Source organism: Legionella pneumophila subsp. pascullei, assembly GCF_900637585.1.
GTDB lineage: Bacteria > Pseudomonadota > Gammaproteobacteria > Legionellales > Legionellaceae > Legionella > Legionella pascullei.
The window spans coordinates 3,358,047-3,384,515 of record NZ_LR134380.1 but is presented as its reverse complement, the minus strand read 5'-3'; the positions used below and the strand labels follow the sequence as shown (position 1 = coordinate 3,384,515).

The window sequence follows — 26,469 nt, the reverse complement described above, 5'->3', positions numbered from 1 at the left end:
GCTCTATTGCAAGTATTTATGTAGTATTATATGTAAACTACACTTTTTGAAAATCTTGTGTTTGCTCTAAAACAAAATACACAGGATACGCAGGAAAGATTCTGGATCGAATAGCAAAATCTGGTCTTGGACCAGACATTTATATTTCTAATAACAGAGGTTTATTTATGAGTGATCATATTAAAACAGTAACCGATGCAAGTTTTGAACAGGATGTAATTAATTCATCCAAGCCCGTTCTGGTTGATTTTTGGGCTGAATGGTGTGGGCCATGTCGTGCATTAACTCCTATTTTGGAAGAAGTGGCAGCTGCTCATAGCAAGGACATGACGTTTGCTAAAATCAACATCGATGAAAATCCCCAAGCTCCGGCCAAATTTGGTGTGATGAGTATCCCAACCTTAATTCTTTTTAAAAATGGCCAGGTTGAAGCAGTTAAAATGGGTTTGCTATCTAAATCCCAATTAAGTGCTTTTGTTGAAAGCCACCTGTAATTGTATTAAAAATTAACAAGCCCTGAGATGAAAATTTATTTACAGGGCTTTTATCTTTTTTTATGACGTTTGTGTTAAAATTAAGCTATGAAAGGGATTTTTTCTTAAAGATTTAAAAGTTAAAATCAAAAAAGTCAAAATAACTTTTTATTTTTAGTTTAAAATGTTGGATCTTGTTGTAAAGCTGTGATAGCCTGTAGCTATATGTGACATACTTTAAAACAAGTGAGCCACATTGGCAGCGGATTCCTTAGCTGCTACTCCCTAACATAATTTTTTCTTCGGATATTCAATTCATTTAAACAACAAATCAAGTGAGAAGTATGAATCTTAGTGAACTTAAGCAATTACCTATTGCCGATCTCGTTAATATCGCTCAAGAGATGGGTGTGGAAAATACCTCCCGTATGCGCAAGCAAGACATCATTTTCGCCATCCTTAAAGCCCATGCTTTAAAAGGGGAAGATATCCATGGCGATGGTGTTTTGGAAGTTTTGACTGATGGTTTTGGTTTCTTGCGTTCCGCTGATGGCTCCTATCTGGCAGGTCCTGATGACATTTACGTCTCTCCCAGTCAAATCAGACGTTTCGGTCTTCGTTCGGGAGATACTATTTCTGGTAAAATCCGTCCACCCAAAGACAGCGAACGCTATTTTGCTTTATTAAAGGTTGATCAAATTAACTATGATACACCGGACAGTGCAAAGCGTAAGATTTTATTTGAAAACTTAACTCCCTTATTTGCTACCGAGCGTCTGGTTATGGAGCAAGGTAATGGCAGTACAGAAGATCTAACAGCAAGAGTAGTTGATTTGTGTGCTCCTTTCGGCCGTGGTCAGCGTGGTTTGATCGTGTCACCTCCGAAAGCAGGTAAGACTCTGATGTTGCAGAACATTGCCCGCTCCATAGAAAAAAATTACCCTGAATGTTACCTCATTGTTTTGCTTATTGATGAACGTCCTGAGGAAGTAACTGAAATGCAACGTTCTGTCAAAGGGGAAGTTGTTGCGAGTACCTTTGATGAGCCTGCCAATCGCCATGTCCAGGTTGCTGAAATGGTAATAGAAAAAGCAAAGCGCCTGGTTGAGCACAAACGTGATGTGGTCATCTTGCTGGATTCAATCACTCGCCTGGCCAGAGCTTACAATACGGTTGTACCAGCGTCAGGTAAAGTACTGACTGGTGGTGTTGACGCGAATGCCTTGCAAAGGCCCAAGAGATTGTATGGTGCGGCACGTAACATAGAAGAAGGCGGCAGCTTGACCATTATTGCAACCGCTCTGGTAGACACAGGTTCCAAAATGGATGAAGTGATTTACGAAGAGTTTAAAGGTACAGGTAATATGGAAATCCACCTGAGTCGTAATATTGCTGAGAGAAGGGTTTTCCCTGCGATTAACATTAATCGCTCGGGTACTCGTCGTGAAGATCTCTTGTTGAGCCCTGAAGAATTACAACGCACGTGGATATTGCGTAAAATCTTGCAATCCATGGATGAATGCGATGCGATTGAATTCTTGTTGGAACGCATGAAAAATCATAAAACAAATGCCGAATTCTTTGATGCGATGAAGCGTCAGGAATAATTTAAATGATTAACCCCGTCATTAGCACAGCATAATTCGGGGTCTAAATTCGTTCTGTTTTCAGGTTTATAATTCATGCTCATAGCCCGTCTTATGCTGTGCTGGGAAGGGCTTACGTCAAGCTTCTTTTTTGAGATAATTAATGAAATATTCAGATCTGAGAGATTTCATAGCCCAACTTGAATCACGCGAATTATTAAAACGTATTGACTATCCAGTATCACCTCATCTTGAGATGACCGTTGTCAGCGATAAAGTGTTGCGCTCAGGGGGGCCGGCCCTTTTATTTACCAATACACCCAATTACGATATGCCTGTACTAACCAATCTTTTTGGTACAGTGGAGCGAGTTGCTTTGGGTATGGGTGAAGAGTCTATTGCCGCTTTAAGGGAAGTGGGGAAGTTACTGGCCGCTTTAAAAGAGCCAGATCCTCCTAAAGGATTCAAAGACGCTTTTAGCAAGTTACCTTTATTGAAACAGGCACTGAATATGGCACCCAAATATGTCAGTGGGGCAGAGTGCCAGACTCATGTATGGGAAAAGGATGAAGTGGATTTAACGTTATTGCCCATTCAAACGTGTTGGCCAGGAGATGTGGCTCCTTTGATTACCTGGGGTTTGGTGACTACTCGTGGTCCCCACCAATCCAGAGAAAACATGGGTATCTATCGCCAGCAACTGTTAAGTAAAAATAAATTGATCATGCGCTGGTTATCTCACCGGGGGGGGGCTTTGGATTATCAGGCCTGGCAACAAGAATATCCTAAAGAACGCTTTCCCATTGCAGTGACTTTAGGCGCTGATCCGGCCACCATACTGGCAGCAGTTACTCCAGTTCCTGATAGCTTGTCTGAATACGCTTTTGCGGGCTTGCTTAGGGGGCAACGAACTCGGCTGACTCGATGCATAGGGGGTGACTTGCATGTTCCAGCCAGCGCAGAAATTATTTTGGAAGGGTATCTTGAGCCAGGAAATGAGGCACCAGAAGGACCGTATGGCGATCACACCGGTTATTATAATGAAGTCCAATCTTTTCCCGTTTTTACGGTAGAGCGTATTACTCATCGTGATAAGCCTGTTTACCACAGTACTTATACCGGGAGACCCCCAGATGAGCCGGCTATTTTGGGCCTTGCCTTAAATGAAGTGTTCATTCCTTTGTTGCAAAAACAATTTCCCGAGATTGTGGATTTTTACTTGCCGCCAGAGGGATGCTCTTATCGTTTGGCCGTTGTCACTATAAAAAAGCAATACCCAGGACATGCCAAACGTATTATGATGGCTATTTGGTCTTTCTTGCGCCAGTTTATGTACACGAAGTTCGTCATTGTTTGTGATGATGATGTGGACGCGCGTAATTGGCAAGATGTCATATGGGCAATGACGACACGCATGGATCCGGCCCGCGATACCGTCATGGTAGAAAATACGCCCATTGATTATCTGGATTTTGCCTCCCCGGTTTCAGGACTGGGTTCTAAGATGGGTATGGATGCAACCAGTAAATGGCCAGGGGAAACACAAAGAGAATGGGGTAAACCAATTACGATGGATGAGGATGTGCTTAATAGAGTAAATGGTTATTGGTCCTTATTGGGATTAAAATAATGACAGATAAAATAATTCAAGCTCAGGTGGAGGACATTTCTCCTTTAACGGACAGTATCGTGCGATTGGTATTAATGCCTGATGAATACGTCGACTATCAAGCTGGTCAGTATTTGCAAATCCTGTTTGCAGAGGATGCGTTTAGTTATTCAATTGCGAATGCGCCTTTAGGTTCTCATCGTTATGAATTGCATATTCGCCATAGCCAGGATAATGATTACCATCAATCATTGTTGGCTCATATCAAACAATATGGAGCTTTGCAATTAAGGTTACCTTTGGGTGAATGCAGTATTGATAAATTACATCCCCAAAAGCCTATTTTATTCATTGCTGGTGGGACTGGATTCGCACCAATTAAAGCAATGATTGAGCAATTACTGGCAAATTCGGATACCAGGCCATTTGAGTTATTTTGGGGAGCACGATCTCAAGGTGATTTATACATGGATGAAAAGGTAAGGAGTTGGCGGTCTCATGCCAGCCACTTCCAATATTTTTCGCTGTTATCCGATAAAAGTGAGGATACTTTGGCTTCGCGGGTTCTTGCCAGGCATTCAAACGTTTTGCGAGATTGGCAAATCGTCATCAGTGGTCCTTTCGATATGGTGTACAGTACTCGTGATACCTTGGTTGGTTATGGCGTATCGCCTACCCAGATGTTTTCAGATGCCTTTAGTTTTGAATCCAAAACAGATGACGCAAAAAACTGAGTGCAATGGAGTAAATTAATGGAAACTTTATATCAAATTTTAGGAATTATTGGCGCAGGCTTGATTATTTTTATATTGTACCGATTTATTAAGGGAAGCCCAGAGCAATTTAGCAAGGAAAATATGAGCAAAAGCTTTATGACAATGGGGGTTTTAGGTCTGATTTTAATAGGCTTTATTGCTTTGTTGGTATTGATGTTGCGAAATACATAATACACCTCTTGTCTAAGCTGCCTCTTTCATTTTATTGCTGCGTTTCTGCGGAATTCATTTACTGCATGTCAACTCCGCTCCTCTCAATGTTTGCCCTAAAACAAAGATACAGCTTATGCAAGAGGCCTAATATATCAAGTAATAGGTCTTGTTGCATAAGCTAGTGAGACGGGATGGCTTTCTGATAACTACCTTTTCTTTTGATTAAATAATCATCAATATTGGGGTTATTGATAGGTTCCTGACTGGTGTCAGGAAGTAACTGGCATTCCTCAACATAAGTGATTTGGCTGCTGTCATCGACTAACAGCCGGTACCAAGGATTTCTTGTTGCGAATTCATGCTGAGTTGCCCGGGGATTATATTTTCCTGAGGCTTGAAATATAGGATCCACATCAATCACTATTGCCCGGTATCTGATTCGTTTATGAATAACCAGATCCCCGATATTGAATTTGGCTATTTTATCCATAAGAGGCTCCATTTTTGAGCATCATGATAAACATATCGGTATTTTTCGGTTTAACTTGAGTTTATTGAATTAAAGTGGGTGTGGGGGATTTGCCATAAATCCTGGCTAAAATAATCCCCGCCTCATAAAGTAAGCACAAGGGCAAGGCCAGTGCAACTTGAGAAAAGACATCAGGAGGAGTAAGCAGCATACCAACAATAAACGCACCTACTATCACATAAGGCCTGATTTTTATAAGAGTTGACACCGTAGTAAAATGAATTTTTACCAGTACAAGACAAATGAGTGGAACCTGAAATGAAAAACCAAACAAAAGCAACATGCGTGTAATGAAGTCTATGGCGTAAGCCATATCAGGCATGAGTCGCACTCCTTTGGGAAGGGCCTGAGCAAAAAACTGAAACATAAAAGGCAGGACAAGATAAAAGCAGAATAGTGTTCCAAATACAAAGAGCAAAAGACTTAGTATGATGGTTCCTCTGATTTGTTCCTGCTCGTTTTTATAGAGTCCTGGACGCATAAAACGCCAAAGTTGCAATAAAGCAAACGGAGCAGTGAGTAACAAGGCTACATCCATGGCAAGTTTTAAAGGAGTGAAAACCGAGGAGGTAATCTGTGTGGCAATCAAGCCCTCTTGATTTGGTAAGGATTGCAATAACGGCCTTACCAGAACATGAAACAGTTTGTCTGATATGAAAAAAAACAATAAAGCTAAAGCGCCAAACCAGAGAAGGGTATAAATTCCTCTGCGACGTAATTCAATTAAATGAATTAACATAAAGCTCATTGGGGTTGAATGCTGAGATCATAGAATAAACTATTCCATTTGATTTTTCTAATTTTGATCATTGCCTGACGAACAGGATACACTCCCGTTTATACGCAGTCTCTTGATCATATCCACGCCCCGTGGCTTATCCACGGGACGTCGAAGACAGTACAGTACTCGATTTTCAGAGATGTGTAGAAGAATCAGATTAATATGGGAGCAAGTTCAAGCGGGGTAAGGTATTCTACTTTTAACACCGATTCTTTCAGGTCTGATTTCTTTCAGACGATTGAATTGATCAACAAAAACAACAGTAGGTTCATGTGCCGCGCAATCTTCTTCCAGAATTTGTGTAAAAGAAGCAATAATAACCAGATCACCAGGGGTTACTAAATGAGCTGCAGCTCCATTGACACAGATATCTGTTGAACCTTTCTCGCCGGTAATGGCATAGGTTTCAAATCGGGTCCCGGCAGTGATATTCCAAACATTGACCGCTTCATAGTGCAATATATTTGCCGCTTTTAAAAGCTCGGGTGCAATGGTGATACTTCCTTCATAGTCCAGGTCCGCTTGCGTGACGCAAGCACGATGAATTTTTGATTTAAGCATTTTTCTATAAACCATTATTTACTTCCTAAATTTGAACCCGGAAAAAGCAATTGACTCCATACGACTGAGCCTATTTGTTCAGGACTTTTCCAGATTGAAATAACTAAAAACAGACAGGACTTACGAAAAACACTCAATCTCTTTGTTAAAAAAATTTTTGCCTTGACCTTGGAGTTTTTCGTAAGTCCTGACAGATCATAATATTAACCTTGGTCATTGTGTTTGAATTTTACCCCATATTCTGGAGTTTACGCTATATAAATTTGTAAAATTGAGAGAGATGGATTTGAGTTATTGAGTATCGTCGGGGTTTGCTGGTACTTGGCACTAACCTACGGTAAAATTAACAAGTTTTCCCTGATGGGGTATACCTTGTGCAGTCAGCAAGATTACTGAATTAATTTTATCCTAACATAGGTGATAGAAAGTGAGGCATAGCCCACGTAAACGTTTTGGTCAAAATTTCTTACAAGACAAATATATTATTAATGAGATTCTGCGAGCTATTAATCCTTTGGCGGATGATAATATGCTGGAAATTGGCCCTGGCTTAGGTGCTTTAACGCAGCCATTACTGCAAAAACTGAATCAATTAACAGCCATTGAAATCGACACTGATTTACAAACCTACTTAACCCACTTGCCTGTATCTCAAGGTAAATTGAATTTAATTCCTGCTGATGCATTAACGGTTGATTTTTGTCAATTCGGCCACCATTTAAGAGTAGTGGGTAATTTACCTTATAATATCTCTACTCCTTTGCTGATTTATTTATTGAAATTTATCACTTGCATTGATGACATGCATTTTATGTTACAAAAAGAAGTTGTAGAACGAATAGCGGCAGTCCACGGGACCAAAGCCTATGGGCGATTAAGCGTGATGTTGCAGTATCATTGTGAGGTGGAGTATTTGTTTGATGTTCCTCCAGAAGCTTTTGAACCCAAGCCCAAGGTAGACTCAGCAATAGTTCGGCTAACACCTTATCGTGTTTCGCCATTTGAGTCTGTAAGCACTGAGAAACTGGAAAATATTGTTGCTAAAGCATTTGCTATGAGGCGCAAAACTCTTACTAATAATTTGAAAGGGATTATCACATTATCTCAACTCGATGATTTAGGCATTGATGGAGGTAAGCGGCCAGAACAAATTTCGGTTGCGGAATATGTTCAACTAGCGAAATTTATTTCCAATTAGTGTAAAATTATATGATAAGTTATTGTGGAGGTTGTCTTGTTTCATCGTCAGCGTAAAAGCTCGTTATCCGCTCAGTCCAAATCGTTAAAAGATTTAATCCGTATGGTGACCGCCGAGCAGTTTCTGAGTGAGGAGAAACGTCAGGCATTACTCCAGAAAATGAGAGCGTTGAGCGGGTTGGAAGCCTCTCGCTATGAGAGTTTATGTTCTGTTCTTATCGAGAACCTAGTCAACTATTGTCAAAATTTGCCAGAAACCGCGAACAGTTATTATTCTCAGTCTGGTGGTATGGTCGAGCATGCTTTAAATAGAACAGAAGCCGCATTGAGTCTATTCAAGGAGTTTACCGTTCAAGAACAGCCCGATTTGCTCTCTGAAGAGCAAAAACTTTGGCAATATGCGCTTTACTCCGCGGCAATTTTACAAGGCATTGGCAAATTATTTGATGAGTTTCGCATTAATTTGTTTGATGGCAATGGCCAATTGTTAAAGCAATGGAACCCTCTGTTAGAGAGCTTAATTCAAACTGGAAGTTATTATGACTATCAATTTGAAAAAGAAGCGGATGCGGAGTTCCGTCGTCGGCTGAACTTGTTGCTTGCCAGAGCTTTGATGCCAGTTAGTGGTTTTGCATGGATTGCCTCCAATCCAGAAGTTTTGGCTGTTTGGTTAGCCCTACTGAATGAAGATTATCATTCTGCAGGTACTTTGGGCGCTATTTTAATTCGGGCTGATGCTATTGCGATACAGCGTTATTTTCTGGCGTTTATGGCTCGAAGTGGCGCACGACGAAGCAGCCGTTATGGCAGAGCGGTGACCTTTACCGGTGGTGTACCGGAATCCATAACAGAAAAAGAACAGGCAATAGGAGTCGAATTCATTCAATGGCTTATCAAGTCGTTGGATGAAGGTCGAATTATGGTGAACAAGGCGCCATTGTTTATGGTTCCTGGCGGCATGTTGATGTGCCCCGAAATGTTTCAATTGTTTGTTCGTGAGCATCCTGAATATAAAAATTGGCAAGCCATACAGAATGGATTTTTGTCATTAGGGCTTCATAGCCGAGATGCGGGGGGCAATGTAACCAGTCGTTTTGAACAGGCCCACACTCAGCAAATGTATACTGGAGTCGTTTTTGCAGGATATGGGGTTGCTTTGCCCAATTCTGTCCAGGTGCATCATTTGAATACAGGCAAAATAGAATCCATGTCCGCACTCGAGTTAATTCATAAATCACAATATACCAGTCAGTTCACGCAGCAACCAAGTGCTATTGCAATAACTCCTTTGCAACGATTGGCAGCGAATGGACAATGGCAGAATATTGAGCAGGATCTGTCCCAATTGGCATTTGGAGCAAAACGCGGTGCCTGATTATGCAATAGGGGATGTACAAGGATGCTATGATCCTTTACAACGTTTGCTTGAATTAATCGATTTTAATGAGAAGGAAGATTGTTTATGGTTTGTTGGGGACCTGGTAAACCGAGGTCCCGACTCATTGGCCGTATTGCGATTTATTTATTCCTTACCTGTGAAACCCAAAGTGACTTTGGGTAATCATGATTTGCATTTATTAGGCTTATTATTCGGCGGGAAACCCTGGAAAGGGCATGACGATACGCTTGAAGAAGTTATGCTGGCTGACGATAGTGAGGAACTTGGGCATTGGTTGCGAAAGCAATCTCTCCTTTGCTTGTCATCCGAGTTAAATATGGTCATGTGCCACGCAGGTATAGCTCCCTTATGGGATTTACCGAAGGCTGTGAGACTGGCCAATGAACTCGAAACGGTGCTTTCAGGCGATTCGTATAAGGAATTTTTAGCGCATATGTATGGCAACAAACCGGATATTTGGTCAGATGATTTAATTGGAATGGATAGATTACGAGTTATTACCAATTATTTTACCCGGATGCGGTTTTGTGATGTGCATGGACGACTAGAGTTGGGTTACAAAGGGACTTTATCCAAAGCCCCAAATCATCTGTATCCCTGGTTTGCAGTACCAGGCCGGAAAGAAATTGAAATGGATATCGTATTTGGTCATTGGGCGGCGCTCATGGGACGAAGCTCTCATCCGCGTATTCATGCGATAGATACCGGATGTCTTTGGGGAGGGCAATTAACCGCATTACGCCTGCAGGACAGGCAGCGCTTTTCGGTAGCCGGGTATGAGGTTAGCCGTTTTGAATGACCTTGATCGATATGCATTTTTATAAACACAGGCGATAACAAAGGTGAAATTTTTAAATAAAAGCACAGCATTGTTACCGATATTTATTTTATCGGGCCTGATTGGTTTTCATGCCGCAAGCGCCAAGACTTCTTCAAATACTGGCAATTCACTTTATTCCTGGACAGAAAATCCTTCTACTGAAGCACAGCGGGTGGAGCAAGCGGAGGAAAGGCTAAAGGCAGCCATTGCCAACCCGGAATACATGTTGAAAAATTGGATAGAGTTGCCTACTTCGCCTGAATCAAAAAGGAAAACAAGGCATCATTTGACGATAAGAGAAGCCATTCTATTAGCCTTGCGTTACAATCCTAACATCCAGAATGCGGAATTAGACCGCATTATTCAGCGTTATCAATTGCGTTTGGCCAATAATGAGTTTGAACTGCAATATGCTCTTGGTGCCTCAGGTGTCGTGCAAAAAAGTACTTTTGAAGGGATAGGCAGCGCGACAAACCATTCATTTCTGGCCAGTCCTGAATTGGATTTGAAAACCAAATTAGGGACGAAAGCGTCCGTATCCATCGATAACAATGTTTCCACCAACAACAGCTATAATCCTGTGTTAAATTTATCTATTACCCAACCCTTGCTGCGAGGATTTGGCAAGTCAGTGAATGAAGCAAAACTGTTGGATGCGATTGATAAAGAGTGGTTAAATAAATTAAGTTTGCAGCAATCGGTTATGGATCAGATTACCCAGGTCATTACGGCCTACAGGGCATTGATTTTAAGCGGGAATAATTTAGAGAACCAGCGTTTGCAACTGGAGGAAGCCAGAAAATCCTATCAAATTAATGAAAAAAAGATTGCTGCGGGACAATTAGAGCCTACCGGAAATATACAGCAATCCTACCAGATAGAATCGTTGAGTTTGATGGTAGAACAAGGTGAAAATGATTTTAAACTGGCTTCTCAGGAATTATTGCAAATGATTGGGCTTGATCCGGATTTGCATATTTCAGTCCCCAGTGATGTGACGATAAAAGAAATTATAGTGCCTGACTTGCAAGAGTCCATTACCATCGCATTGAATCACAATACGCAGTATCTGGCCCAGAAAATGGCCTTGCGCGCGGATGAGCGGGCTTATACGGTTGCAAAAAATCAGCAACTTTGGCAGCTTGATTTGGCGGGCACTGTACAAGGTGGAGCGGTCAATGATGTAACCGGAACCAGTACGGGTTTAAGCAGCATTTACAATGGTAATAATATCACGGAATCAGTGCGCGTCACCCTGACCATTCCATTGAACGATATTGGCCGGCGTAGTCAATTAATCAATGCTAAAGTGCAGTTGGAAAAAGACAAAATTAACCTTATTGCAGCCAAAAGAGCTTTAATCACCAGTGTAACCAATACCATTAATAATATTCAGAGTTTGGCCAAACGTTATGAACTGGCACAAAAGCAAGTCAAATTGGCAGAGCAGTCTTACGCTTTGGAAAAGAAAAAACAACAGGCAGGAATCTCCAGTGCCCTGGATGTGAACAATACTCAGAATCAATTGATTCAGGCACAGTCAGGATTGATAGGGGCAAAAATTGCGTATCTCAATCAGTTATCCGCGTTGCAAAGGATTTTAGGGACCACGCTGGATTACTGGCAGATTAAACTAAGGTATGGCGGATGAACAACTATCTGAAAATATTCTCAATAACATTCTTTATTTTAACTTTGGTTTCTTGTGACAGCTCTGATAAGCCGCAAACCACGTCATTAAAAACCTATGAAGTGAAACCCCAGCCGCTGCACAAGACTCTGCATTTTACCGGGACCGTGCAACCCTTGAGGGAAAGCAGCCTAACCAGCCCAATGGAAGCCGTTGTTGAAACGATGCATTTCCATTATGGCCAGATGGTTAAAAAGGGCGAGATTGTTTTAACTTTAAATTCCAATGAATTGCAAAAACAGTATAACGATACCCTAACCGATTACTTAAAAGCGAAAGACAGTTACTCCATTGCCAAGGCAAAATTTGTAGGGACAGAGGAGCTCTGGAATGCGGGATTAATCTCTAAAAACAATTACTTAAGTGAGAAATCCGGGGTGGATACGGCACGTGTTACCTTAATGCAGGCTACTCGCAAGCTTTCTGAGATGCTGGAAAAAATGGATGATAAAAACACTCAGAATATATCCAATCTCAGCCTGTCTGATTTTGACAAGGTGAGAAAGATTCTGACAACAAATCATAATTTGATTCATTTGAAGGCTCCCAGTGACGGGATCATGCTTTATCCTCCGAAATCAGGGGAAGATAAAAATAATAGAGTGACTGTGGGCTCAACCATAAAGTCCGGGCAAGTCATCGCCTTGATAGGTGATTTGAATGGAATCAGTGTAGAAATTGATGTTCCAGAGATAGACATTGATAAAATTCGGCCAGGAATGGATGCCACAATTAGTGGCGTTGCATTTGGCAGGCATCAGTTGAAAGGTAAATTGGTTGCAGTGAATGCGCAGGCATCAAACACCAGCACTGGTGGATTACCTTCCTTTACTGCAGTAGTAGAGGTTAATTCCTTAACTCCCGAGCAACAGTCGTGGATCAAAGTGGGTATGAGTGCCTCTATAGAGCTGAATGTCGAATCGAATAATCAATTGTTAATCCCTATAGCGGCAGTTAAAAGGGAAAAAGGCAGTAGTGTTGTTCAGGTCCAACTAGCCAAGGGGAAAATTCAGAAACGGATGATTACTACCGGTGCCGCTCAAGCGGATTCAGTAGTGGTTGAAAGTGGCCTTAAATCAGGAGATGTCGTGGTTTATGATTGACAAACCTTTAATCCAGCTTTCTGATTTGGTGAAGACTTATCATCTTGAAGGCATCAGTACCACGGTATTAAAAGAAGTGTCTTTGACCGTATATGAAGGTGATTTACTCGCTATTGTCGGGGCATCAGGTTCCGGCAAATCCACGTTAATGAATATCATCGGCTTATTAGATAAACCGGATACAGGAACTTACACTTTAAACAATAGAAATGTAGCCAGTTTAAGCGACGATGAGGCGGCTGAATTGCGCAATCAAAACATTGGCTTTGTTTTTCAGCAATTTAATTTGCTTCCTCGTTTTACAGCGCTGCAAAATGTGGCTTTGCCTTTGACCTACAGAGGAGTCAATCCCGCTTTGATAAAAGAAAAAGTGGAGCACGCACTGGAGAAAGTGGGAATGCGCCAATACATCCGCCACAGACCAACCCAATTATCGGGTGGCCAGCAACAGCGAGTTGCTATCGCCAGAGCGTTAGTGACTGACCCACAGGTTATCCTGGCCGATGAGCCTACCGGTGCGCTGGATTCAAAAACAGGTACTGAGGTAATGAATTTGTTTTTGGCCTTACACCAGGAAGGGCGGACTATTATCATGGTAACCCATGATGAGCATGTGGCCGCGCAATGCAAACGCCAAATTACTCTAGCCGACGGAGCAATCATAGCGGAGTCCGGGCAATGAACTTTCTTAATCATTGCCAACAAGCGTTGGTGAATTTAACGGCCTCCAAACTCCGCTCGCTTTTGGCCGTACTGGGAATACTGGTAGGGACTGCTGCTGTCGTTGCCTTGATTAGTTGTGGGCAATTGGCTACCGAAAAAGCGTTGGAGCAATTCAAGGCATTGGGTACCGATTTGTTGGCGGTTTCCGTTTATCAAAAGGTGCCCAGCAAATCTCATAGTGAATCCGACTCGTTAACGATAGAGCAGTGGCAGCAGATAGCCGAACGCATCCCTTATGTATTAAAAATCGCGCCTTACAGCACCGCTTACCAAACTTTAAGCTTTAATGGCAAAGTGATGCAGGGGGCGGTGATTGGCGCCGATGAAAGCCTTGCCGATATCATCCATGTGACCTTGGCGCAGGGGCATTTTGTTTCCTTTTTGGATTCTTTTGAGCATTTTTGTGTTATTGGCGATAGCCTGGCACAACAAATCAAGGAAATTACTCTCGACGATCCCATTGGTAAGCAATTACGCATAGGACAATCCTTGTATACCATTATCGGTGTTGCCGAGCATTGGAGAGAAAATGGCTTTTTCAACGAGGACATTAACCAGGCTGTCATTATTCCCTTGGCTGGAATGAGTCTGGTCAGCAAGGACGCCAAAATCAATAATGCGGTATTGCTTCTCAAGCCAGACAGCCCTATTGATGAAGTCATTAATGAAATAAAGGAACTCATTAATTCTCAGGCGCCGAAACTCAGTGTTTTTCCGCGCAGCGCCAAACAAATTATAGCCAGCATGGAAAATCAGGGCCGTATTTTTACCCTGCTGTTAGCGGTCATTGGTGGAATTTCCTTGCTGGTTGGTGGTATCGGTGTCATGAATGTGATGCTGGTTTCGGTCAGCGAGCGCAAAAAAGAAATTGGGATTCGCAAAGCAGTGGGTGCGAAAAACAGAGAAATCCAGGCTTTGTTTTTGGTTGAGTCTGTCATGCTATCTTTGCTGGGGGGGGTGCTCGGAGTCATTTTAGGTTTGATTTTTACCAGAATAGTCGCTTATTTCAGTGATTGGACTTTTACTATCTACTTACTCCCCCCAATTGCCGGTTTTCTGGTTTCTGCTGCCACTGGAATCTTTTTCGGATTTTATCCTGCCCGACGGGCTTCCAAACTGGAACCTATGGTTTCTTTACGTAGTGAATAATTTATTAAAATCCTACGATTCTTTTGTATAAAACAGGATACCCGCTCGCTCAATGTGTTCAAGCAAATCGGGATTGTCTATGGTGTGTTTCAGGGATATATCAACCTTCCAGGGTAACAGTAAATCATCAATTTTATTTTCAATAGCAAGTAATTCAGTGATCCCTAATAAGTTTCCGGTAAGGCAAAGATCAATATCTGAGCCCTGATGATATGTGCCTTTGGCACGAGATCCGTAGAGAATCGCATTATCAATTTGAGGATACTCTTTAAAGACACATTTCAATGCTTCAATAGCATGGCTAGGCAAGCCATACAGATGGTTTAATTGCTCATTCATGCTCTTTCAGACCTTGCATTTTTTCCAGGAATGCCTGAAAAGAGGTGTGGTAGGAATTAATAATATTTTTGACAATTTCATCGGCAACGGATTGGTTGTAGGTATGAGAGGTTTGGTTGCGACTTTTAATCATTTCCATCCAGATTTCACCTTCTTTAATTAATCCCTTGTTAAATGATTCGCGTGTTGCATCACGAGAACCAGTAATTGCAGAATTTCCCTGGAAAAAGAAATAATCTTTCATCACATTCCAAGCCAGCTCATGGGTAAATTCAAAGGCTTGGATTAAGCCTTGCTTTTCCAAGTCGGATAAGGGTCTTGTTTGCGCCAGGTTGACGGCAAGTGATAATTGTTGAAGCGCTCTTGCATAATTATTTAACCGTTGTTGCCAGCGAACATCGATATTGGTCATAACTTACTTACTCCAGATTTTGAGGTTGTACCAGTTAATTTAATGAAGCGACTTTATCAAATTATAAAAACTCATTTTATAATGAAAAACACGAGGTATTCCAGAAGCGTTTTTTATCTAAACAGGTTTTTTGCACCGGATTTACAAGTACTTTAAGACCATAACCTATATCCCTCTTGCATGACTCGCCTCTTTTTGAAAGGTTGCCAAAAGAAGTTGGATTTTACCCTATTTTACTCACATTTCTGTGATATGCCAAAAGCGTTTTTGTACAGTGCTAACAACAAATCACCACTATGATCTCCCGCTGCTTCATCGACAAAAGGTGAGCTATTTAATGCAATAACCACTACTTTTTCATTACAAGGATGATAAATATAAAGGACTCTAAATCCCATTGCATCACCTTCATAATACCAATATTTGCCTAATTGTGGCTTATAACCTTGAACAACACCTAAACCAAAACCATTAGGATCTTCTGAATCAACATGGGAGATTGGAGTACCCGTTTTCATCGAAATGAGTGATTTTAACTCCATTTGCTGTTTCGGCAGTAAAAAATCGGATGAAAATAAAGCTTTTATCCATTTAGCAACATCGGATGTAGTTGCAACCATGGCACCAGAAGGTCCCGCCATTGATAAATTGTCATTGGTTGCCGTTTGACCATGCTTTAAGTTTTCCACTGTTCGACCATAATAGTAACTTTCAGGCATTTTTTCTAAAAAATGTCGGGTATAAGAATCAGTAATATAATAAGTCTCTTTTAATTGTAAGGGCTTTATAATTTTTTCCTGTAATTGATTATAAAAGGAGTCGTGAGTGACTTTTTCTATAATCATACCCAGAATTAAGTAGTTGGTATCAGAGTAATTATAACCTGAGGTGGGGTGTTTATATCCATATGCTAAATCTACTAGTTCTTTACTAGTCCACTGTTTTTTAGGATTATCAGTAATCGAATCTGCAAGCGTTGGAATCGTTGCATAACCTGGAATTGCACTTGTCATATTAAGTAATTGCTTTATAGTAATGCCTTTCCAATCATTATATTCTGGCAACCAATATCCAATTGTTTGGTTGATGTTTAATTTCCCTTCCGCTTCAAGCTTTAAGATTAATGCGGCTGTAAACGATTTGGTTATACTGCCAATTTGAAAATATGCATTATTTGTAAGGCGTTTTTTTCTTTTATTGTTCTCAAAACCATGGGCTGTTGATATTATTTGAGTTCCGCTTAAAAATGTCGCCCCCACACCTGTAACTAGCTCTTCATTGTTATATTTCTCAATGTATTTATCGATTAATGAGTTAATTGATTTCAATTTAAATGGCTCGCTCGCAAATAGGGGCATAGATAGAACTACGGCTCCCATTAAACTCCATGTGAATATATTTTTGATATGCATATTTAACTCCTGTGGATCAAAGCCTCAGTAATACAATGAACACTAATTTCTTTTTATTCTAGTTTACTTACATACAAACACATCAATACCTGGCTTATGATATTTAATCTCTGTATGTTAAAGAAGCACTGCTCTATATGGCCTCTTTACTTTTTTGCAATACGACATCCTAAAGTTTATTTTGTTATCATAGGAGTTATCATGTTGACAAAAAATAGAATGGAAAAAGATGCGAAAAAATCCTATAACACTCTTTGCAGGCCAAGACTAGTTTATAGCTCCACTTTCTTCTGATGAGTGGGTTCTAATTATAGATTTCCATGAAAGATTACTTTCTGTACAATACTTATTGTTGGGTCTAACTTTCTGATTCAAGCTTAGTCAGTGTATTGCGAGAGAATTACGAATAGACAGGCTAATTTTTAATAAATGAGCTATCTTTTAAGAATACCCATAGGAAGTTGATTGAGTTATAAAAACTAAAGTGAAATAAAAGCTGGGCGAAATAAATGTTGTCAAACAATAAATATAATTTAGGGGAAGAGCTATGAAAAAGTGGGGGCTCACTATCGTTGCACTGATGTTATTAAACCAGATGGTCTATGCCAGTCAAAGCTGGAATCAATGGGTTGCAGGAGTGAGGGAGGAAGCTTTACAACAAGGGATACCACCCAGTTTATTTGATGAAGCGTTTGCTGGTATTCATGAACCAAGTCGAAAAATAAAAGGATTTTTACGTTCACAACCTGAGCATAGGTTAACGTTCATGAAATACCGTAATACCAGAGCAGATAACTACAGGATTGTGATTGGGCGGAAAGAATACAAAAGAAACAAGGAAATATTGGAAGAGATTGCCCAGCAATACGGGGTTAATCCTTGCTTTATCGTGTCTTTTTGGGGTATGGAAACCAGTTATGGCTCCTACATGGGCAACTTCCCTGTAATCAATGCGCTGGCTACTTTAGCCTATGATTCAAACCGTAAAGACTTTTTCCGCAAGGAATTGTTTCTCGCTTTACACATCCTGAAAGGCGGGCATGTTAGCCTGGCTGATTTCAAAGGGGAGTGGGCTGGCGCTTCTGGCCAACCTCAGTTTTTACCATCCAGCTGGGTAAAATACGCAGTTGACTATGATGGGGATGGGCGAAAAGACATATGGAAGAGCAAACCCGATGTTTTTGCCTCCATAGCAAATTATATGAAACAAAACGGCTGGCAAGCAGGTGAGCCTTGGGCTATTCAAGTGAAGCTTCCTGCAAAGTTTGATATGAAACTGGAAGGGAAAAGTATTGTTAAACCAGTCAGCGAATGGAATGCATTAGGTGTGCGCACTGAAAGCGGCGAACCCCTGCCTTATCAAAATTTGCAGGCCAGTATTGTCCAGCCTTATGGTGGCCCGACCTTCCTTGCGTTTCCTAACTACAAGATGATACTGCGTTATAATAACTCCATATATTATGCCGGAGCAATTGGCTATATGGCAGATAAGATTTGCCAGGGTCAATGATTCACCTCCATTATTTGCTGGGGGCATAAATATCTACTGATGAATTCCACTGGACCAGGCGTTCAGTGGAATTGACATACCCCAAGCTTTTAAGCTTTATAAATTATAGGTAACGTGAGTTATGGATAAAATCAATTGTTATCTGGAACTGCTCGGGCTGAGGAGGCATTTATGCCGTCTCGAAGCCTAGTATCGGATTTTATGTTTCATGCCAAGGCTTCGAGACGATGCTTAGGCATCTCCTCAGCCCGAACGTACCCTGGGCATCTACGGGCTGTTATATCCTCTTTATCCATAACTCACGTTAGGTATTAAAATGAAGCATAAATCCTTTCAGTGGTCAGTGGTTGGTGCGGGGCCTGCCGGAATTGCTGCAGTAGGCAAGCTGTTGGACTATGGCATAGCGGCTTCTGAAATATTGTGGATTGATCCTCACTTTAAAGTGGGTGATTTTGGTCAGCTCTGGCGACACGTTTCCAGTAATACTACGGTCAAGCTCTTCTCAAGCTTTCTGCATGCCGCAAATTCATTCTCCTATAAAAAAGCACCCGCCAAATTTCGTTTAAACAACCTGAATCCTGATAATACCTGCCTTTTAAGTGACGTTGCGGAGCCTTTGCAATGGGTTACCACTGTTCTGCTGAATCAGGTTGTTGCAGAAGAGGCCGTCATCCACAGCATGTTTCTCTCAGGAGGTTGTTGGACTTTATGTTCTGACACACAACAATACCAGGCTAAAAATGTTATTTTAGCGACAGGGGCTGTCCCATCCAGCCTCAATTACCCCGGTGTTAATGTGGTACCGTTTGAAATTGCAATCGATAAGCAGCGCCTTGCCGGTTTTGTAGATACGAATGAGACTTACGGAGTTTTTGGCTCCTCCCATTCGGCCATTATGATTTTACGCGCTCTTATCGAATTAGGGGTAAAGAAAGTGATCAACTTTTATCGCTCCCCTTGTCGTTATGCCATCAATATGGGCAACTGGATTTTATTCGACAACACAGGCCTGAAAGGTGAAACGGCCGCATGGGCGAGGAAACACATCGACGGTGTTTTGCCTGCCAATCTTGTCCGCTACTACCCAAGCGAATTAAATATTGCACGCCATCTTCCAGAATGCGACAAAGTGATTTACGCCGTTGGTTTTGAAAGACGTAAAAACATGATCATTGATAATTATGAACACGTTACTCCTAATCCTCATGTGGGCATTATAGGGCCAGGCTTGTTCGGCTTGGGCATAGCCTATCCTGAACTCAGTGTCGATCCGTTTGGGACTATTGAGCATCAGGTGGGATTATGGAAGTTCATGGTGTATTTGTGTAAAGTGCTGCCTGTCTGGTTTAAATACCCTGCCTAGAGTTGTGAGATGATAATTCATCACACGTCCACTCGTCATTAGCTGGGTTTCTACAGACTCGCAAGATTCTGTTGTATTTGCATTGAACAGGAAACATCAAGGATAAAAAATGATAAAGATATTCATTTACTTAGGATTGTTTTTAAGCAGTAATTTACTCATGGCGAAACCATTGTCGCAATTGGACTCTACTAACTTGGTCCCTTGTTTTAACGTGGAGCAAGCAGAACGCATTGGAAAACAAATCAATAAGCTTTTACAGCATGAGTTTTGCGAGGAAAACATCAATCCCAAAACATTTGACTCTATTAGTCACAAAATCCTGCCTAAACTTATGACAGAAACATTTTTAGGAGTAAGCCCTCCTGAAAACTGGCAGCAATTAAGTGACGATATTATAAAAAACTGTATTGCAAACAAGAATCTATGCAAAAAAGAAGCGCAGAAGGAATTAGAAGAATGCATCAAACCGAGAATTCCTTTGCTCCTGATTCAATTTGGCCCCTGGCTAGTTCAAAATTGTACGCAATTGAATAAGTCTTTCATTGAACAATGGCCAAATAAACAGGCCACTCTCCAAAAGATAATTCATGAAAACAAGAATATCGATTAGTCGAGTTATTCATGACTACCTTGAATAAAAATAGTAGGAGTCAGTTTTTATGGGGAAGTTATCAATAGATCTTTACTTAAAAAATTTGTCGAAGCGTTATAAGGCTCGGAAAAGATGAGAGGTGGCCTAATTCCGAGAGTTATGCCCGATAAAACCACATTTATTTACCTAATTTCATCAAATATAACTCACCGATATGATCTACAACTAGGTTCTTAAAGCGATGGGTTTGTGAACGAATAAAATTGATGTTCAAAAATTTAAAAATCACAACGAAAACCAGTTCGAAAACTCTATATATTAATCAAAGTTCATTTTAATCTATTCTTTTAGCCTTTCTGAACTACAAGGAATAATAATGAGAGTAGGGTATGCCTGAATATCTACACATGAACAAAATTTAGACTTACAGCTTGATGAATTAAGGAGGGCAGGTTGTGAGTAAATTTCTACAGATAAAATTAGTGGTTCTGTATCAGAGCGACTGGGATTAGAAAAAGCAGAAAATTTCCTTCGAGAGGGAGATGTTTTGGTTGTTTGGCGATTGGATAGGCTAGGGCGATCATTGAAGCATCTTATTTCTTATGTTAGCAAACTAGAGGAAAAGAGAATTGGTTGAAGCTATTAACACGGAAACGTCTTCAGGTAAGTTTATGTTTCATGTATTTGGGGCACTTTCAGAATTTGAGCGCAACTTAATTAAAGAGCGTACTCTTGCTGGCCTTGAAGCTGCTAGAGCTAGAGGTAGGCAGGGTGGACGATCAGAAAAGCTTAGTGATGAACAAAAAGAATTAATAAAAACTTTATATGCTAATAAGAAACATTCTATCCAATCGATTTACAAGATGGTTGGGGTAGGAAAGACTACACTATATAAATATATCAATCAGTAACAAATTAGTTAGTTTTGTGTTTTTTAAAGTGAGTTATCTAAGAGGTTCTCTATTCATGAGGGTATAGAGTGTTTGACGGTCAAGGTAGGATTTCAGAAGAAATTGTTCAACAAATATGCAAAAGAATGTTTTTATCAGATTTCGTAATATGTAACCCCAAAATTAAGAAAACAGAAAGAGTTGAAAATGAGCTTGCGGATACTTTGATTTATTTTCAGGGTAACCTTATTTGTTTTCAGGTGAAATCAAAGCGAGTATCAGGAACAGTTGATAAAAAACCTACAGATTATCAAAGAATAGAAAGAGCCGTGTCAAAAGGCATTTCTCAGCTAGCTACTATTCAGTTAGCATTGAAGAAAAATAAAGTTTTAAAAGTCCAAAATAGCCATGGAATTCAACTAGAAATAAACCCATCTGATGTGAAGAAGTTATTTGGAGTCGTCATATTAGATATTATTGGTGAGGAAGATTTTAGGGAGGATGATCGGACAGTTATTAAAAGAGGTTTTACTACCTTTAAAAACATTCCAACACATATTTTTTTAAAAAGGGATTTAGAGTTAATTTTAACTGAAATTGATGCCTTACCTGATTTTATTAAGTATATAAATATTAGAGAGACCCTCTATTCTAATGACCAGATAATGGGTGAAACACATGAGCGTGATCTGTTGGCGTTATATAAGATTCGACCCAACGAAGTTAATGATGCAGTTAAAAATAATATTATTTTATATATTACCCCAGGGTTTTGGGATGTATATCAGGACAAATATGCTAAGGAAATAAGCAAAAGAAACGATGACAATAAATGTAGTTACCTGATTGATGAAATTATTGAATATTTGCATAAGTCGATTGGATCAGATAAAAAACTGGTTGCTGATTTTGAAGACGATCTTCTTCATGAAAACACTCTAGAGCAATATTTTTTGGTCGTATCTGAATTAGCAGGGTTTGATAGGCTAACAAGACGGAATTTAGCCGAAAAATTTATTCAGATAATGGGAAAGGCAGATAAGAATCCAAGAGGTTCTTATTGTTTAGAGCTTCAGAATAATAATACAGGGATTGTTCTTTATTCTTCATCAAAGTCTAGAGCTGAACGCTATAGCTTTTTAAAGTACCTAGTCTCATCTGCTTATTGCAAATTCAATTTACGAAAGGTAATAGGCATCTCTACAGATAATGCTTCGGCGCCTTTGCATTATTATGAAATTATTTCCTATGAAAACATGCAGTTCGACGATTATGATGAGTTCCGTACATTGGCAAATAAACTTTTTAAAAGCCCTAAAATTGAACACCTCACTGAGTATAATAGTCAAAAAAAGTTAAAAAGAAGAATATTTTTAAATAACAAATGTCCATGCGGAAGTGGGAGAAAATATAAAAATTGTTGTGCTTAGATTAAGCTCTATCAAAACATGGCACTACGGCAAATGAATATATGTTTTACTTTTATCAATAATTCCAAAACCTAACGGTTTAGAGAATACCCTTAAAATATAAAGCAATGTTCCAAAACCTCAAGGTTTAAAAAAATAGGGTACAACAATCATTTATTATAAACTGATCAATTCATCAAATGTTATAATTTGAAGAATCTAAATTTTTCATCGCTAAATCAAATGAAGTAAATTTTTTTGATAAATGATAGGCTAAAATCCCTCGGAAAATATTTTTTAACTGATAAGTTAGTGTTCTAGCTTCATTATGATTATCATAATTATGAACAAATTTATTTCGAATCCATCTTAGTGAATCTATGCATTCCCCAACATGGATTTCATGAGGAAAAATAATTGAACATCTATGCTTGTAAAGATAGGATTCATTCATTCCATCTCTGCAAAGTAATTTTTCAAGTGCGCTCCAAAGTAAAAGTAAAGACATGTTTAAATCCCATTCATCCAAGGCTTTAGTGTAGAGCAAAAGACTTTCAATAATTACTTCCTTATATTTGCATTTTTTGATTAACCGAAGATTTTTTTCTATTCTTTTTTTTGGCAGATTTGAAAGATCGGCCAAAGGAGCGGTTGTATATTTCTGTTCATAATAACAGCCTGAAAACTCACCATCTTCTTTATGGAGGGTATGAAACTTTCCTAATCGAATTTTATTAATGGGTTCTGGATTAGTATGAAAAACCATCCCCCAACTATTATTTATAAGAATATTTATCACAGCTCTAAATATATCAAGATTATTCATGTGCTCACTAATTTCATTAGATTCAGTAATACTAGTGATTACACATTTGGTATATTGGTTATTTTCTTTTTGATGCTTTTTCTGTAAAGCAAGCGTCCTTGATTGAAAAAAAATTGGAAATTCTTTGTAGAAATTTATTTTACTATTGAAAACTTGAATTGTTCTGTAAGGGATTTTCTCGGCAGATATTGAAGTAAGGCAATATTTTTTTACCTTATGGAATGATAAAAGTTGTATTTTATCTGTAACTAGCGCTAACAAATTATCTGAAGACTCTCTTTTTTTAAGAATAAGTTCTTTTATAGAATCTATAATTATTTTATTCCGTACAGAAACATCTATTTTAATATTGAATTCAAAGAACTCTACTAAACAATGAGCTTCTGGAAAAAGGAAGTTATCAACAGTTGTGGTAAAAAAATTATCCACCTTAATATCATTTTTAGCTCCATTTACAATAGAATTTTTACTAAGCCATGATATGAGAGCGTCAGGTTTATTATTTAAAGATTTCCATTCTACTAAGTTCATTGTCATCCTTTTGAATAACATTATAATTATTATAGATCAATAGATTATCTGAAAAGGTTAGGACGCCAAGTAAATATCCAATTAAATCGATTATGCTGAATAACAAAAAAAGAAAAGTGGGAATGGGCTCAGCCGAAGCAAACAGCGTTCAAAAAGGCTGATTACTGAGAAAACTAAGCTTAGTCCATAACTATCTAACGCCATGACCCAAAATACAAGCGATGGGGTATAATCTGGATAAAAAATACCATCCTAATTAAAAAAATTCACTGAAAATCAAGTTGGTCAATTTGTTCAAAAAACAGCATATTTGTTTTCGTTAATATCTAATGTAGGGGCGCGATCCAACCTATGTGCTCTCAGATGTCATAGCCCCACAAAGTTCCAATATAATAAGCTAAAAATTATAGATGTGTCGAAATACTTATTAAATAGATCGAGAGATCAGAATCAATCAGGCAAATATTAATAAGAAAATTGATGATTTCCTTAATAAAATAGATAAAATCTTCAAAAAATATTAAATGCAAATCTGAGTTATGAAATTGTTGAATTTAAGCAAAACATCAGATGTAGATGACTATATTTGAGAGGGGCTCTCGATTAATTACTCCAATACGTATAAAAAATTATGAATACAAGAATTATTTATTTTGCCATATTATTATGCAATTTTATTCCAACCACTTTTTCTGCAGATTGTAATATTACATATATAGAGGAAGATAAACTCTTAGCTATGGATTATGACAGTTTCGACCAACATGAGGCTGGATGGCGAAAATATGCTAAGTTAGGCTGTTATTATGAAATAGGTGTTTTGATTGATAAATATCTCGATAAAAATAGAAATAGTCTCTTAGATTGGCAAACAATTGGAATCACTTGGCATGCAGGGCAAATGTATGCATTTGGTAATCAATATAGGATAGCCAAAAATAGATTTATTCATTCCATCAACCCAAACGAACCAGATAATATCCCAATCCTCTGGAATGATTATGTTTATGCAACCATCGCATTTCTTAATAATGATATGGCTAAATTAAAATTCCATCGAGATAAAATTGCTGCTGGCCCTCTTTTAAATGGAATAAAACCCAACCTAAACGTTGTCGATAATCTAATCCTATATTTTGGCAAACCCTATTCGATAGCATATAGCGGTAACAGGGAGCAGGATTCTTAAAAATATAAATTTTCAAACCTTCGTAATATAAGAGAAAAGTTGATCTTTGCCAATTTAAACATCCCACCAAAAAGGCAAACAGTGACTAGTATCTTTAAACAAGCTGGTATAAATAGGGAGGATATAAAATGAGATACCCTATATTACACAACACTTAAATGAATATGCTTTTTTAACCCTAATCCCTTAATTATTCTTTAGAACGCTTTGCAAAAAGAACAAGCATCCTTTCAAGTGCCGGATTTTAGCGAATAACCAGTGTGTATTCACAGAGTTATCCACAGAAAATGGGGATAAGTGATCAATACAATTTATGTATCAATACTCAATAAGTCCTTGCGGGACAAGGGGTTTTATAAAAAGAGCCTGGTGTGGTCTGGTTATGGGATTGAAATACGGAAATAGTTATTCACAGAAAGGGAGATGCAATTAAGATGTTAAGCGCTTTACATCGTAACAAAAAAAAAAATAAAAAAACAGTCTTGACTAAGTCAATTTTTTGCAAAAACTCCTGGTTAAAAGTTAATTAAAAAAGTAGCTGGTTATTTTATCGATATTGCTGACTGACTCAATATGACTAGTGACTGGACAATTATTTGATTCAAATTGATTAGAATGATATAAAGTGCACCCTTAATGGCTGCAGCCCCTAGCGCGAGCACCAGAAGGTTAAATAATGTACCACTTTTAAAAGGCCAGACTTTTAATTTGAAAAGCTTATGTTGTATTCACTGATTAAAAAATACCATACTGCCCACCTCTTATCCAACTATTCTTAACGATATCCCGCTATTTTTATTTCTATCTAATTACTTCAAAGCACTGTCTCTTTAGTTAACTTTTTAAAGAGCAATATTAGTTTTTTAATGGGTAAAGGATGTCAATATACATGTGTTAGATCCATTAACTCTTGAGGAAATTCAAGAAAGTTGTGATATTTTAAAACGAGAAAAAGAACTGTCCGACAGTTATCGATTTGCCTGGGTGATGACTTACGAACCGCCTCAACAAGAAGTTTTACATTCAAGCGATACTGATTTCGACCGCTGTGCTTTTCTCTCTGTTTTTAATAAAAAAACGAATGAAGCCTTTGAAGCCATTGTCAACCTCAACAGTAAAAAAGTCGTGGAATGGAAACAGATTGTCCTTGAAGCCTCGCCTTATGGTAAGCCGCTTATTTTAATTGAGGATTTTCAAAAATGTGAGCAAATTGTTAAAGCCGATCCGACCTGGAGAGCCGCTATGGAAAAGCGTGGGCTTAATGATGAGCAAATTGACAAGATTCAAGTCGATGCGTTTTCTGCGGGCTATTTCGATGAAGAGGAAGAGCAAGCGTAGGTCGGGCCTTGGCCTGACAATTCCTTGATTATATTCAAAAAGGAATTATAACCAGCGATTGGGCTTTCTCGGATACATTACACACGACAAATCAGTTTGAAGATTA

Annotated in this window: 25 protein-coding genes and 1 pseudogene; 19 read left to right on the top strand and 7 right to left on the bottom strand. The window is 39.1% G+C overall.

Translation table 11 applies throughout. From position 1 onward, the window contains the following. Positions 1-167: 167 nt before the first annotated feature. From trxA to EL201_RS15220, 5 genes are all read left to right on the top strand, one after another. Positions 168-494 (top strand): thioredoxin, encoded by a 327-nt coding sequence (gene trxA / locus EL201_RS15240; RefSeq protein WP_027223052.1) that lies wholly within the window; start codon positions 168-170, stop codon positions 492-494. A 323-nt stretch (positions 495-817) separates the two neighbouring features. Then, positions 818-2,080, top strand: coding sequence for a transcription termination factor Rho (rho, locus tag EL201_RS15235; RefSeq protein ID WP_011216778.1), 1,263 nt, complete (start codon positions 818-820; stop codon positions 2,078-2,080). A 142-nt stretch (positions 2,081-2,222) separates the two neighbouring features. After that, positions 2,223-3,689 (top strand): 4-hydroxy-3-polyprenylbenzoate decarboxylase, encoded by a 1,467-nt coding sequence (gene ubiD, locus EL201_RS15230; protein ID WP_027223051.1) that lies wholly within the window; start codon positions 2,223-2,225, stop codon positions 3,687-3,689. Further along, a complete protein-coding gene (locus EL201_RS15225; RefSeq protein ID WP_027223050.1) occupies positions 3,689-4,402 on the top strand; it encodes an NAD(P)H-flavin reductase in 714 nt (237 codons plus the stop codon). The genes ubiD and EL201_RS15225 overlap by 1 nt, the downstream gene beginning before the upstream one ends. A gap of 18 nt (positions 4,403-4,420) precedes the next feature. Next, positions 4,421-4,615, top strand: coding sequence for a hypothetical protein (locus EL201_RS15220; RefSeq protein ID WP_027223049.1), 195 nt, complete (start codon positions 4,421-4,423; stop codon positions 4,613-4,615). A 160-nt stretch (positions 4,616-4,775) separates the two neighbouring features. On the opposite strand, the gene hspQ is transcribed toward EL201_RS15220, so the two are convergent. The 3 genes from hspQ to panD all read right to left on the bottom strand — a co-directional run bounded on the left by hspQ (position 4,776) and on the right by panD (position 6,483). Continuing rightward, positions 4,776-5,087, bottom strand: coding sequence for a heat shock protein HspQ (hspQ, locus tag EL201_RS15215; protein WP_027223048.1), 312 nt, complete (start codon positions 5,085-5,087; stop codon positions 4,776-4,778). Between the two features lie 61 nt (positions 5,088-5,148). After that, complete coding sequence (gene tatC / locus EL201_RS15210) at positions 5,149-5,865, bottom strand: twin-arginine translocase subunit TatC (RefSeq protein WP_027223047.1); 717 nt, start codon at positions 5,863-5,865, stop codon at positions 5,149-5,151. 216 nt (positions 5,866-6,081) lie between these two features. Then, the gene (gene panD, locus EL201_RS15205; RefSeq protein WP_027223046.1) at positions 6,082-6,483 is read right to left on the bottom strand and encodes an aspartate 1-decarboxylase; all 402 of its coding nucleotides are present in this window, start codon (positions 6,481-6,483) and stop codon (positions 6,082-6,084) included. A gap of 412 nt (positions 6,484-6,895) precedes the next feature. Here panD and rsmA point away from each other — a divergent pair, with 412 nt between their 5' ends. The 7 genes from rsmA to EL201_RS15170 are packed head-to-tail and all read left to right on the top strand — an operon-like array spanning position 6,896 to position 14,549. Continuing rightward, positions 6,896-7,666 carry a 16S rRNA (adenine(1518)-N(6)/adenine(1519)-N(6))-dimethyltransferase RsmA gene (gene rsmA, locus EL201_RS15200; protein ID WP_027223045.1) on the top strand — a complete coding sequence of 257 codons (771 nt, stop codon included), beginning with the start codon at positions 6,896-6,898 and terminating at the stop codon, positions 7,664-7,666. Positions 7,667-7,702: 36 nt separating this feature from the next. Next, positions 7,703-9,040, top strand: a complete 1,338-nt coding sequence (locus EL201_RS15195; RefSeq protein ID WP_027223044.1) for a conjugal transfer nickase/helicase domain-containing protein — start codon at positions 7,703-7,705, stop codon at positions 9,038-9,040. Then, entirely contained in the window at positions 9,033-9,863 is an 831-nt protein-coding gene (locus EL201_RS15190) for a symmetrical bis(5'-nucleosyl)-tetraphosphatase (protein ID WP_027223043.1), read from the top strand. Before EL201_RS15195 ends, EL201_RS15190 begins: the two co-directional genes overlap by 8 nt. 43 nt (positions 9,864-9,906) lie before the next feature. Further along, entirely contained in the window at positions 9,907-11,535 is a 1,629-nt protein-coding gene (locus EL201_RS15185) for a TolC family protein (RefSeq protein ID WP_027223042.1), read from the top strand. Continuing rightward, positions 11,532-12,677, top strand: a complete 1,146-nt coding sequence (locus tag EL201_RS15180) for an efflux RND transporter periplasmic adaptor subunit (RefSeq protein ID WP_027223041.1) — start codon at positions 11,532-11,534, stop codon at positions 12,675-12,677. Before EL201_RS15185 ends, EL201_RS15180 begins: the two co-directional genes overlap by 4 nt. Then, positions 12,670-13,359 carry an ABC transporter ATP-binding protein gene (locus EL201_RS15175; protein ID WP_027223040.1) on the top strand — a complete coding sequence of 230 codons (690 nt, stop codon included), beginning with the start codon at positions 12,670-12,672 and terminating at the stop codon, positions 13,357-13,359. The genes EL201_RS15180 and EL201_RS15175 overlap by 8 nt, the downstream gene beginning before the upstream one ends. After that, positions 13,356-14,549 (top strand): ABC transporter permease, encoded by a 1,194-nt coding sequence (locus tag EL201_RS15170; protein ID WP_027223039.1) that lies wholly within the window; start codon positions 13,356-13,358, stop codon positions 14,547-14,549. The genes EL201_RS15175 and EL201_RS15170 overlap by 4 nt, the downstream gene beginning before the upstream one ends. Positions 14,550-14,561: 12 nt before the next feature. Here the strand turns inward: EL201_RS15170 and EL201_RS15165 are convergent, their stop codons facing one another. The 3 genes from EL201_RS15165 to EL201_RS15155 all read right to left on the bottom strand — a co-directional run bounded on the left by EL201_RS15165 (position 14,562) and on the right by EL201_RS15155 (position 16,712). Then, positions 14,562-14,888, bottom strand: a complete 327-nt coding sequence (locus EL201_RS15165) for a nucleotidyltransferase family protein (protein ID WP_014844963.1) — start codon at positions 14,886-14,888, stop codon at positions 14,562-14,564. Next, positions 14,881-15,300, bottom strand: a complete 420-nt coding sequence (locus EL201_RS15160) for a nucleotidyltransferase substrate binding protein (protein WP_011216762.1) — start codon at positions 15,298-15,300, stop codon at positions 14,881-14,883. Before EL201_RS15160 ends, EL201_RS15165 begins: the two co-directional genes overlap by 8 nt. Before the next feature lie 233 nt (positions 15,301-15,533). Next, entirely contained in the window at positions 15,534-16,712 is a 1,179-nt protein-coding gene (locus EL201_RS15155) for a serine hydrolase domain-containing protein (protein ID WP_027223038.1), read from the bottom strand. Between the two features lie 547 nt (positions 16,713-17,259). On the opposite strand from EL201_RS15155, the gene EL201_RS15150 reads away from it, so the two are divergent. The 5 genes and pseudogenes from EL201_RS15150 (at position 17,260) to EL201_RS15125 (ending at position 22,500) form a co-directional block, all read left to right on the top strand. After that, entirely contained in the window at positions 17,260-18,222 is a 963-nt protein-coding gene (locus EL201_RS15150) for a lytic murein transglycosylase (RefSeq protein WP_027223037.1), read from the top strand. A gap of 316 nt (positions 18,223-18,538) precedes the next feature. Continuing rightward, positions 18,539-19,585, top strand: a complete 1,047-nt coding sequence (locus EL201_RS15145) for an FAD-dependent oxidoreductase (RefSeq protein WP_027223036.1) — start codon at positions 18,539-18,541, stop codon at positions 19,583-19,585. 109 nt (positions 19,586-19,694) lie between these two features. Beyond that, positions 19,695-20,198: a hypothetical protein gene (locus EL201_RS15140; protein ID WP_027223035.1), complete on the top strand. Its 504-nt coding sequence runs from the start codon at positions 19,695-19,697 to the stop codon at positions 20,196-20,198. Between the two features lie 379 nt (positions 20,199-20,577). Further along, positions 20,578-21,091: pseudogene (locus EL201_RS15770) on the top strand (recombinase family protein). A 68-nt stretch (positions 21,092-21,159) separates the two neighbouring features. Further along, positions 21,160-22,500 (top strand): SEC-C domain-containing protein, encoded by a 1,341-nt coding sequence (locus EL201_RS15125; protein WP_027223034.1) that lies wholly within the window; start codon positions 21,160-21,162, stop codon positions 22,498-22,500. Positions 22,501-22,675: 175 nt separating this feature from the next. On the opposite strand, the gene EL201_RS15120 is transcribed toward EL201_RS15125, so the two are convergent. Beyond that, positions 22,676-23,836, bottom strand: coding sequence for a hypothetical protein (locus EL201_RS15120; protein WP_027223033.1), 1,161 nt, complete (start codon positions 23,834-23,836; stop codon positions 22,676-22,678). A gap of 631 nt (positions 23,837-24,467) precedes the next feature. Here EL201_RS15120 and EL201_RS15115 point away from each other — a divergent pair. Both EL201_RS15115 and EL201_RS15110 read left to right on the top strand, forming a co-directional pair. Next, positions 24,468-25,025 (top strand): hypothetical protein, encoded by a 558-nt coding sequence (locus EL201_RS15115; RefSeq protein ID WP_027223032.1) that lies wholly within the window; start codon positions 24,468-24,470, stop codon positions 25,023-25,025. Positions 25,026-25,916: 891 nt separating this feature from the next. Beyond that, positions 25,917-26,363, top strand: a complete 447-nt coding sequence (locus EL201_RS15110; protein WP_027223031.1) for a hypothetical protein — start codon at positions 25,917-25,919, stop codon at positions 26,361-26,363. The last annotated feature ends 106 nt before the right edge of the window (positions 26,364-26,469 follow it).